The sequence below is a fragment of the Coleofasciculus sp. E1-EBD-02 genome, assembly GCF_040218245.1.
Lineage (GTDB): Bacteria > Cyanobacteriota > Cyanobacteriia > Cyanobacteriales > Coleofasciculaceae > Coleofasciculus.
Genome location: NZ_JAVJQN010000188.1, coordinates 65,854 through 75,690, shown reverse-complemented (window position 1 = coordinate 75,690; position 9,837 = coordinate 65,854). Strand labels below are relative to the sequence as shown.

Here is a 9,837-nt window from a genome sequence, read left to right as displayed (position 1 = left end):
TTATCGGTGAGGAGGGCGGGTTTTGTTTTTCCGTTATCGGTGAGGAGGGCGGGTTTTGTTTTTCCGTTATCGGTGAGGAGGGCGGGTTTTGTTTTTCCGTTATCGGTGAGGAGGGCGGGTTTTGTTTTTCCGTTATTTCAGCAATAGCTGACTTTAGTCCCTAAACCCGCCCCTACAGTCCCTAAACCCGCCCCTACAGTCCCTAAACCCGCCCCTACAGTCCCTAAACCCGCCCCTACAGGGGAATACTTGGCTCCGAAGACAAATGACGAATGACAAATGACGAATGACAAATGACAAATGACAAATGACAAATGACGAATGACAAATGACAAATGACGAATGACAAATGACAAATGACAAATAAAATGCGCCGCCTATCTTTTTTTCGGAATTGGACGATTATAGTCCTACTATTACTTTGGTGTACAAGCTGTTCATTTCAAGACTCAGAAGATATCAATTTAACACTCAACGCCCAAGCCGCAGGTCGTCCTGGACTCTACAGCTTGAGTGGCACAACGAATCTCCCTGATCAAAGTCAAATAACCGTAGCCGCAATTCGCGATTTACGGTTTCCGGATCAGGCGGTTTATCGCGATAAATCGTATTCTCCTTATTCGATTCTGGATCGTCAAGTGGTCAGAGTTGAGGACGGAAAATGGCAAGCCACGCTAAATTTATGGCAGGTAGCGCCCGATGGACATTTCCGGGAAGCATGGCAACTGGATCAATCGCCCATTGGTGACTCCTTGCAACCCTCTGCTGATGTATCATTTGTGGCATTATTTGATCCACAGGGTCAACTGCCAACTGTAGAAAATCAAACCATCCAAACACCCGAACTTGAAGGTCAACTGGTTCGCTTTACGAACGAAGGTCAGCCTTATGTTAAAGTCACTCAAAGCCAACGGATTCCTCTGCCAACGGGTCGAAAAACTCCCCCTGTGGTTAAACCGGAAGATAGGAATTGGGGTTGGGGAACGCAGCGCTATGAACTTCCATCAAAACCCCCAACGCCTGGGAATGTACGTCCGCCGACGTTGAAAACTGAACAAACAAATCAACCGCTTTTGCCTTCAGAATTTTTGCGCTGATGTGCGAGACAGGAAACTAAGTCAGGGCGGGTTTAGTTACTTATGGGTGCGAAATAAATGATAGTAGTAAAACCCGCCCCTACACTTAAAACGATTGGCTTTGCCTACTCTCGTCGCTCAATCACGAGTTTCAAACGAGCAACCAGCGCCCCGATCGCACCGACAGCCGCGATGACGGGAAACAGCGTCACCCCAACGACTCCACCCACGACGCCAACGGTTAGGGGAATTTCGATTAAGATTTGATCTTCTTCGTTCTTGACGATAATCCGGCGAATGTTACCCTGATGGATCAGTTCCCTCACTTTACCCACTAAGTCATCGCCACTAATGGTGAATTCTTCGACATTGACTTGGGTTGTGGTATCAACGTCGGGTTCAATAGACTGTAACTCATTTTCTAGAGGAACGGTGTTAGCGTTAATCTCTTCGACGCTTTCTTCGGTGCGAATTGGTTCGTTCATGGTTAAGCTTCTGTATGTCACTATCTTTCAGGGTAACGAACTCAGTTGCTAGAGAGTTCACCAGTTAGATTGAATTGATTGGATGATTCGGGACTATATAAAGAAATCTCTACCGTAGAGTTTGGCACAATACATCTATAGGCACTTGACAAAGAAAGGAAAAATGTATCCAAAAATCTTGGTAATGGTTTTTTTCCTGACTGGATTAGGATTAGCAACTCCTATCCGGGCAGAAAATGCGGATCAGGTTCGCCAATTATTGGACACTGGAGCCTGTCGCCGATGTGCTTTAGAAGGAGCAAATTTGAGAGATGCAGACTTGAGACTTGCTGATCTGAGAGATACTGATTTGAGAGATGCGGATTTGAGAGGGGCTGATCTCAGGGAAGCCGATTTGAGACGGGCAGATTTGACCGATGCGAATCTCAAAGGGGCTGATTTGAGGGGGACTTATTTGAGATTAACGAATTTGACTGATGTGAACCTGAAACGGGCAAACCTTTGCGGTGTGATTATGCCCGATGGCGAAACCTCTGAGCAAGGGTGTGAGTAAGTCAGAAAACCCGCCCGGAACCTAGAGTAGCCCGGAGTAGCCCGGAGTTCAAACTCCGGGCTAAAAGCTCAAGTCCATTAAAATGGACTAAGTAGGTTGGTGGAAATAAACTCAACCTTATGAAGTTATGTTAATAAGCCTCAAACCCTGACAAATGACGAATGACAAATGACGAATGACGATCCCCACCGTTAACTTTAATTGTCCCCACCTACTTAACTTAGAGGCGGCTGAATAAGTGTTGTGGTGGGGAGAGGCAACAGGGAACAGGCAACAGGCAACAGTTTCAACTAAAATTGTGGAATAGATTTTATCATTGAATCGGGCGCAAGTCTTTGCGCCCCTACGGTTTCGGGGCGTAATTCTAATTCATCAAATAAGGTGTGCCACGCCAGTAGTGGCGTGACCGGGTTAAAATAGGACTTTGTTTGTAGTAAAAAGCGTGCTTTAACGCCTAGCTGGAGAGGGCTAAAGCCCTCACTACGAACCAAATCTATTTCACCATTTTAGGTGGGTCACGCCAGTAGGGTGGGCATTGCCCACCAGCCTTAATTGAGTACCATTTCACTTAAGGGCTTCCTCAGGATAACTCAGTCTTAACTCATCTAACTTTCACCACCGTTTCAGAACCCAGTAGTATTCTAGTCATTAAGTGAGAAAATCAGTTCCAGAAACACCAGCATCAATGAAAATTACCTACTTAACCTTCGCCTCTATTGTCTTGCTGGGCTTAACCGCTTGCAATAATGCCAATACAACTCCCTCTGCTAACGTGGAAAGCCAAACTCAACAAAGCAATCCTAGCCCTGTGGCTAATCCTGCTAACAAGCAGACAACTCTAGTCAGCTTTTATGTAGAGGATGGGGTGGCGATAAAAGGTATCGATCCTGTGGCATACTTTACCCAAGGACAACCCCTTCCCGGTCGTGCTGACTTTGAATATGAATGGCAAGGAGCCACTTGGCGATTTGCCAGTGCAGAAAATCGTGACTTGTTTGCCAATAATCCTGAGCAATATGCTCCTCAATATGGGGGATATTGTGCTTGGGCGGTAAGCCAAGGCTACACGGCTCCGATTGATCCGAATGCTTGGAAAATTGTGGACGGTAAACTTTACCTAAATTTCAATCGACGTATTCAGCAACGTTGGGAAAAAGATGTTCCGGGACATATTGCTCAAGCTAATCAGAACTGGCCCCAGGTTTTGGAGGAGTGATACCAAGGTATTTCTGTACATTTAAAGGGATTAGGTATAGCGGTACTAAGACAGGTTAGGACATTCTTTAATGTTCCCTCTTCCCTGTTAAGAGTTCCCTCTTTAACTAACTGATGTCCTAACGAATTCCCCTGTTAAGAGTTCCCTCTTGGACTAACTGATGTCCTAACGAATTCCCCAGGCTAAGAGCATCTGAATTAGGCTTCGGGAAGCTTTCCCTTGATCACCTACGCTCTTACCTAAAAACGAGATAAAATTAAATCGGAGATCCTCTGTAACGGAATAGACCATTGCACGAACTGGGAATCACACAAAATATCGTTGATATCGTTGCCGAACATGCTAAAGGGGCAAAAGTGCGACGAGTTTGCCTGGAAATTGGTCAGTTAGCGGCGATAATGCCGGATGCGGTGCTATTTTGTTTTGATGTTTGTAGCAAAGACACTCCCTTAGAAGGGGCAACTCTCGATATCATTGAAATTCCAGGTATTGGTCGCTGTCGTCACTGTAATGCCCAAATTCCCCTCGATCAACCTTTTGGTCTCTGTGAATGCGGTAGTGTAGAACTGGATATAATATCGGGTCAAGAACTGAAAATTAAGGAAATGGAGGTCGAACCATGTGTGTAACCTGCGGCTGTTCTGATGATGCTGACACCACGCTTACTAATCCGGAAACGGGGGAGGTTTTTACCATGGCTAACTCCAATCATGACCCAAATCATACCCATACATTACCTGATGGGACTGTTGTCACGCACTCCTCCTCATCTAGCCATTCCCATACTCACACTTTGCCCGATGGTCGAGTCATCACCCACACTCACACTCACGACTCGTCGGGGAATCACCACGATGAAGCCTCTCAAGTTCACGCCCAGGTTCACGGTACAAAAATCTCCCTGGAAGCGGATATCCTGGGAAAAAATGATCTAATTGCTGCCCAAAACCGGGGATGGTTTAAAGGGCGTAATATTTTGGCGCTAAATCTAGTGAGTTCTCCGGGGGCGGGTAAAACGACGTTATTGACGCGCACGATTCAGGATTTACAGGCACAATTACCGATTAATGTGATTGAAGGGGATCAAGCTACGGCGAATGATGCCCAGAAAATTCAACAAACTGGGTGTAAGGTTGTCCAAATTAATACCGGAACCGGGTGTCATCTGGAAGCGGCGATGGTGGAACGGGGTTGCACTCAACTCAATCCTCCCCTCAATTCGGTAGTCATGATAGAGAATGTGGGAAATCTGGTTTGTCCCGCCTTATTTGATTTGGGGGAACAGGCAAAGGTGGCGATTTTATCGGTAACTGAGGGTGATGATAAGCCGATTAAATATCCTCATATGTTCCGGGCTAGCCAAGTGATGATTCTGACGAAAATTGATCTGTTGCCTTATGTAGACTTTGATGTGGAACGCTGTATTGAGTATGCGCGAACGGTTAATCCTCAGATGCAGGTGTTTCAGGTTTCGGCAAAAACAGGTGTTGGGCTAGAGGGTTGGTATGAATGGTTAAATTACCAGTGTCAATCCCCATGAAATTTATCGGAATTGACCTCGGTTGGACGTCGGGTGCAAGTGGTTTATGTTGCTTAAATTGGTCAGATGGACAGCTTCAGCTATTAGAATTAAACCGTAAACAAGCCACAGTTGATATCCTGAATTGGATTGACAATTGGACAGCCGCCACTGAACCCGCCCTCATCGCCGTAGACGCCCCCACGCTGATTCCCAATGCCACGGGAATGCGCCTCCCGGATAAACTTAGTCATCGGTATTTTCACCGCTACCACGCAGGTTGTTATCCCGCCAATCGCCAGCGCCCTTTTGCTCAACGCACAATAGAGTTTGGTCTGAGTTTGGAAGCACGGGGGTTTATTCACGCCCCCCAGATAACGCCCAAAACCCTGGGGCGCTATCAAATTGAGGTCTTTCCCCATCCCGCGATCGTACATTTGTTTGGCTTAAATCGGATTCTGAAATATAAGAAAGGAAAACTGGCAGAACGTCAAGGAGAATTATTAAAACTTTATCATTTAATTCGGGAGGTATTGCCGAGTTTAGAACCAAAACTTGATGGGATTGATGGTTTAAATGGTAGTTTTTTGGAACGATTTACGGGTGCGACGCTGAAGGAACTAGAAGATAAACTGGATAGTTTAATCTGTGCCTATATTGCGGCGTACTGGTGGTATTGGGGGATTGAGCGGAATTGGGTATTGGGTGAGGTCAGTACGGGTTATATTATTGTCCCTGCACCTGTCGTGTCAACTTAAGTCACAACCCCCTCTCCCCCAACCCCTCTCCCACCGGGGGAGAGGGGAGTTCTTTTTGCATTCCCAAAAATCACTCAATAGGATTATGAATGCGATCGCACTCCTCAAGCAACCCCCCACCTCCACCAAACACGCGGTTATGTCATTGGAGAACATAGCGAAGCGGAGTGAAGAATCTCTCTAATGTTGAGACTCATGAATCCGAATATGAATGCGATCGCACTCTTCCAGCAACCCCCCACCTTAACCCAACACCCAATCTTGTCATTGGAGAACGCAGCGAAGCGAAGTGAAGAATCTCTCTAATGTTGAGACTCATGAATCCGAGTATGAATGCGATCGCACTCCCCCAGCAACCCGCCACCTCCACCCAACACCCAATCCTGTCATTGGAGAACATAGCGAAGCGAAGTGAAGAATCTCTCTAATATTGAGACTCATGAATCCGAGTATGAATGCGATCGCACTCTTCCAGCAATTCCTGATTAATCGCATCCACGAGTTGATTTTTCTGGGGTCCCAAATACCGATTTAACCGTTCTCGCAGCCTCGCATCGCTTTTGGTGCGGGTGGTAATCTCACCAATGCCAAAATAAAGGGAAAACTTATCTTTATCTGAGGTCATCCCCACATCTCCTAGAGAATCCCCCTCTTGTTCCAGTTCCAACTTCAGCCGCAGTAACTCGGTAGACTTCCCACAACCAATATGTCCGGTAAACAGGGAACAGGTGGGGCTATCGGGGGAGAAGAAGCTAATATTATCCTTAAGCTCCTCAATAATCTTACCGCCGCGTACTTCTGAGAAATCAATATACAGCTTCTGATCCTCTGGATCTTGAGCAAACAGAGGCTTCCCCGGATCAGTCGCCCGATAAAAATGGCGTATGAATTCGATGGTCATCGTTTTTAGCCCCAGTCAAGTCAGGTCAGCAAGGGTTGACCCTGAGCGACTTGTACCGAGCGAAGTCGAGGTAAGCCGAAGGGTCGTCAATGATAGTATAAGAGGTTGGGTGCGATCGCTTTTGCGTTTGAACATAAAGCCGTAACAGTAGCGATAAAATTTCGTTTTTGTTACAATTCTTTACTTAAGAACTCAGGGTTTATCGCCCATTTTTACAGACAAAATCTAAAATTTTGATTAAAATCTTGGTGTGGCTAAAGAATATTTTTAGAATTTGGTAAATTTTATGATACTTGCAGAAAAAATACAACGACAAAATGTCAGCCGCAGCTCATCTCATTTAGCCCTAGTGTTTGCCCAAACTATGCAAACTGGACAAATTAGCTTCTCGCAGTGGTATGAGTTAATGACGGCACCGTTAGAAGATACATTGAGTCCTGAGGCTGAGGATGCGATTACCCGTTTAATTTATGGAGTACGTCACGGCTTGATTAAAGTGATTTAGGGGTTGCTGAATAAGTTTTCTGGTGAGGGTAGGCAATAGGCAACACCTCGGCTTACCTCGGTGTGTAACAGGCAATAGTTTCACCCCCTGTCTTAGGGCTAATTCTGCTTACGCATCCTCTAAAAATTCCAGGATTTCGATGATAACGACGAAAAGAAGATGATATACCTGTAGAGATGTGCCATGGCGTGTCTGTCAAAACGGCAAGTCTTCTTCCTCTGGCTCAGTAATCGAGAGTCGCCAAGTCGTTTTATTCTCTTCTTCTACGGGCAATTCTTCCATTACCTCCCCTAACTTTTGTTGTAGGGATTTCGTCAATTGTACTGATATATCTAACTCAATCCCTAGTTTTTTTGTCACTTCTGCTAATTGATGAAACGCAACTTTTTTGCTGGTGCGATTTTGACTGGATAAGCGAAATCCATGGACTTTTTTGACACTTTGCGCTTGCATCGCCGCTTTCAGCCGTTCCTTAATTTGCTGAATTTCCGTATCCAGTTGTTTCCAGCGATGTTCGATTTGTCGATAGCGTAAGGTTAGGGCTTCAATATCTTCCGTGGCGGGGTCAGGTTGTGCTAGGTCTAATAAATGACGGTGAACGTGAGCCACATAGACGACATCCTTAGCCGCATAATCCAGTTGACGAGGGGAGAGGGGGCGCTTCCTCCAGTCGCCTGTTTGTTCGGTTTTATCCACTTGGGGAGATATCCCAAAATATTCAGTTAAGGTTTTCAGTTGATAATTAGGAACCGGGAGGCGATAGTAGGGAATCGTTTTTGCCAGTTCTAGGGTACAGGTGATATTTTTTGCCTTGCGTTTACCCAAAAATTTCCGGTCATAACTAGCGTTGTGAAAGACTTTCTCGATTGCCGGATTGTACATTACTTTAGCAATAAACTCATCGGCGAGTTCTGGCTGATATAGCACATCGAGAATCCAGACAGACTCAGCCGTGAAGTCATTCCCATCCGCCAAGACTTGAATTAACGACAATTGCGGCGTATCGGTTTTATAGTCAGCGACTTCCGTATCTAACCATAGGATAGAGGCTTGAGTGCAGCTTGCGATCGCGCTTTCAATATCTTGGGCTTGCGTAAGGTATGGCATGAGTCAATCGAGCAGCTATCTCATCCTACAGTAATACACCTTACGTGATCAGAAATCCTGGTTTATCCATTTTCATCCATTCCGCACGTCAGTACAGGGCGCACGTCTGTGCGCCCCTACTCCGATTCTCTAATCCCCAATCCTCAACTTTTCCCCGCGAATGGAATAATCCAACAACTCCATCGGATGCATCAAGGATATCTCTTTCTCCTGCAAGTTCAAATGCTTCTTAATTTGCAGTGAACATCCCGGATTCGATGACGCAATTAACTCCGCCCCAGTATTCAACAAATTCTCAACCTTTTGCTGTCCCAACTCATCGGCTATTTCCGGTTGCAGCATATTATAAACCCCCGCACTCCCACAACATAGCGCCGCATCAATGGGTTCGCGTAATGTTACTCCCGGAATTTTCCGCAATAACTGACGCGGTTGTACGGAAATCTTTTGTCCATGTAACAAATGACAAGCATCCTGATACACCATTGTCAAAGGCTTATCGGTCAAGGGTGACAATTTAGCCGTCAATCCTACCTCCGCCAAAAATTGCTGCACGTCTCTCACCTTCGCCGCAAACTCTTGCGCTTTCTGGCGATAGGCTGGATCATCGTCTAATATATGCCCATATTCCTTCAACGTATGACCACAGCCTGCGGCATTAATAATCACATAATCAACATCCGTCCCCTCAAAACTATCAATCATTTGCCGCGCCAAGGCTTGGGCTTGTTCTGTTTGTCCCTGATGTTCGGGTAATGCAGCACAACACCCTTGACTTTTGGGAATCACCACTTCACAACCATTCGCCGTTAATACTCGCACCGTTGCTTCATTAACTGGCGAGAAAAATAGCCGCTGTACACATCCCAAAATCACACCCACTCGATACCGCTTTTCCCCTTGCGCCGGAATTACATCGGGGAAGTTATTTTGGAAAGACTGTAAGGTAATTTGCGGTAAAATTGAATCCATTGCCGCTAAACGGGGGACTATTTGCTTTAATAATCCTGTAGACCGAACTAGCTTTTGTAATCCTAATTTTTGATACAGATAAAGTGGCGCAAGGAAGGGGCGCAGGCGTCCCGGATAAGGAAACAGATTAAAGATTAATGCTCTAACAATCCGATCCGGTAAACTCCGAGGCTGATTTCGTTCAACCTGATGCCGTGTGGCGGAAATTAACTTATCATATTGTACTCCAGAAGGACAGGTGGTTACACAAGCCAAACAGCCTAAGCAGGAATCAAAATGTTGTGTTGTCGCCTCGGCTAATGGTGCTTCACCTTTGTTAATCGCATCCATTAAATAAATCCGTCCCCTAGGCGAATCCATTTCCTTACCAATCACTCGGTAACTGGGACAGGTGGCGAGGCAAAATCCGCAGTGAACACAAGTGTCAATTAAGTCTTGTTTGGGCGGATTTTTAGGGTCAAAACCAGGGAGTTGAGACTCCTCTTGTTCCGTTTCTAATGGTGTTGTTGCTGCGCTTTCTTTGACTGAATCGGGTGTGGGAAATTTAAAATCCGTTTGCATATTGCTTTATTTGAGGTAGATGTGCAGAAATAGATAAATTGTGAGACTTTAGGGGTTTAGTCGGGGCGGGTTTAATCACATCCGGGAGCAAAATAAAAGATAATAGTGAAACCCGCCCCTACATTCGGACAAAACAGGTTTACTATAAGGTTGTAAAGGTCAGATATACTCTTGTGACTTCTGT

Annotated in this window: 14 protein-coding genes; 9 read left to right on the top strand and 5 right to left on the bottom strand. The window is 45.7% G+C overall.

Annotated features, from left to right (window positions below; translation table 11 throughout):
- Positions 1-356 precede the first annotated feature (356 nt).
- Positions 357-1,097, top strand: coding sequence for a hypothetical protein (locus RIC07_RS29150; RefSeq protein WP_446397565.1), 741 nt, complete (start codon positions 357-359; stop codon positions 1,095-1,097).
- A 104-nt stretch (positions 1,098-1,201) separates the two neighbouring features.
- On the opposite strand, the gene RIC07_RS29145 is transcribed toward RIC07_RS29150, so the two are convergent.
- Positions 1,202-1,561 carry a DUF4342 domain-containing protein gene (locus RIC07_RS29145; RefSeq protein WP_044210663.1) on the bottom strand — a complete coding sequence of 120 codons (360 nt, stop codon included), beginning with the start codon at positions 1,559-1,561 and terminating at the stop codon, positions 1,202-1,204.
- 163 nt (positions 1,562-1,724) lie between these two features.
- On the opposite strand from RIC07_RS29145, the gene RIC07_RS29140 reads away from it, so the two are divergent.
- Positions 1,725-2,114, top strand: coding sequence for a pentapeptide repeat-containing protein (locus tag RIC07_RS29140; protein ID WP_446397564.1), 390 nt, complete (start codon positions 1,725-1,727; stop codon positions 2,112-2,114).
- 290 nt (positions 2,115-2,404) lie between these two features.
- Here the strand turns inward: RIC07_RS29140 and RIC07_RS29135 are convergent, their stop codons facing one another.
- On the bottom strand, positions 2,405-2,605 hold the full coding sequence (locus tag RIC07_RS29135; protein WP_446397563.1) for a hypothetical protein: 201 nt from the start codon (positions 2,603-2,605) through the stop codon (positions 2,405-2,407).
- A 194-nt stretch (positions 2,606-2,799) separates the two neighbouring features.
- Between RIC07_RS29135 and RIC07_RS29130 the strand changes: the two genes are divergently transcribed.
- From RIC07_RS29130 to RIC07_RS29105, 6 genes are all read left to right on the top strand, one after another.
- Positions 2,800-3,330, top strand: a complete 531-nt coding sequence (locus RIC07_RS29130) for a YHS domain-containing (seleno)protein (protein WP_446397562.1) — start codon at positions 2,800-2,802, stop codon at positions 3,328-3,330.
- Between the two features lie 290 nt (positions 3,331-3,620).
- Complete coding sequence (locus RIC07_RS29125; RefSeq protein ID WP_446381055.1) at positions 3,621-3,959, top strand: hydrogenase maturation nickel metallochaperone HypA/HybF; 339 nt, start codon at positions 3,621-3,623, stop codon at positions 3,957-3,959.
- Complete coding sequence (gene hypB / locus RIC07_RS29120) at positions 3,950-4,870, top strand: hydrogenase nickel incorporation protein HypB (protein WP_446397561.1); 921 nt, start codon at positions 3,950-3,952, stop codon at positions 4,868-4,870. The genes RIC07_RS29125 and hypB overlap by 10 nt, the downstream gene beginning before the upstream one ends.
- Positions 4,867-5,607: a DUF429 domain-containing protein gene (locus RIC07_RS29115; protein WP_446397560.1), complete on the top strand. Its 741-nt coding sequence runs from the start codon at positions 4,867-4,869 to the stop codon at positions 5,605-5,607. Before hypB ends, RIC07_RS29115 begins: the two co-directional genes overlap by 4 nt.
- Positions 5,608-5,774: 167 nt before the next feature.
- Entirely contained in the window at positions 5,775-5,900 is a 126-nt protein-coding gene (locus tag RIC07_RS29110; RefSeq protein ID WP_446397559.1) for a hypothetical protein, read from the top strand.
- Entirely contained in the window at positions 5,897-6,022 is a 126-nt protein-coding gene (locus RIC07_RS29105) for a hypothetical protein (protein WP_446397558.1), read from the top strand. The genes RIC07_RS29110 and RIC07_RS29105 overlap by 4 nt, the downstream gene beginning before the upstream one ends.
- Positions 6,023-6,031: 9 nt before the next feature.
- Here the strand turns inward: RIC07_RS29105 and RIC07_RS29100 are convergent, their stop codons facing one another.
- Positions 6,032-6,508 carry a hypothetical protein gene (locus RIC07_RS29100; RefSeq protein ID WP_446397557.1) on the bottom strand — a complete coding sequence of 159 codons (477 nt, stop codon included), beginning with the start codon at positions 6,506-6,508 and terminating at the stop codon, positions 6,032-6,034.
- Positions 6,509-6,794: 286 nt separating this feature from the next.
- On the opposite strand from RIC07_RS29100, the gene RIC07_RS29095 reads away from it, so the two are divergent.
- Positions 6,795-7,013: a hypothetical protein gene (locus RIC07_RS29095; protein ID WP_446397556.1), complete on the top strand. Its 219-nt coding sequence runs from the start codon at positions 6,795-6,797 to the stop codon at positions 7,011-7,013.
- 195 nt (positions 7,014-7,208) lie between these two features.
- On the opposite strand, the gene RIC07_RS29090 is transcribed toward RIC07_RS29095, so the two are convergent.
- Positions 7,209-8,120 (bottom strand): ribonuclease D, encoded by a 912-nt coding sequence (locus tag RIC07_RS29090; protein WP_446397555.1) that lies wholly within the window; start codon positions 8,118-8,120, stop codon positions 7,209-7,211.
- A gap of 129 nt (positions 8,121-8,249) precedes the next feature.
- Positions 8,250-9,653, bottom strand: coding sequence for a (Fe-S)-binding protein (locus tag RIC07_RS29085; RefSeq protein WP_446397554.1), 1,404 nt, complete (start codon positions 9,651-9,653; stop codon positions 8,250-8,252).
- Positions 9,654-9,837: the final 184 nt, after the last annotated feature.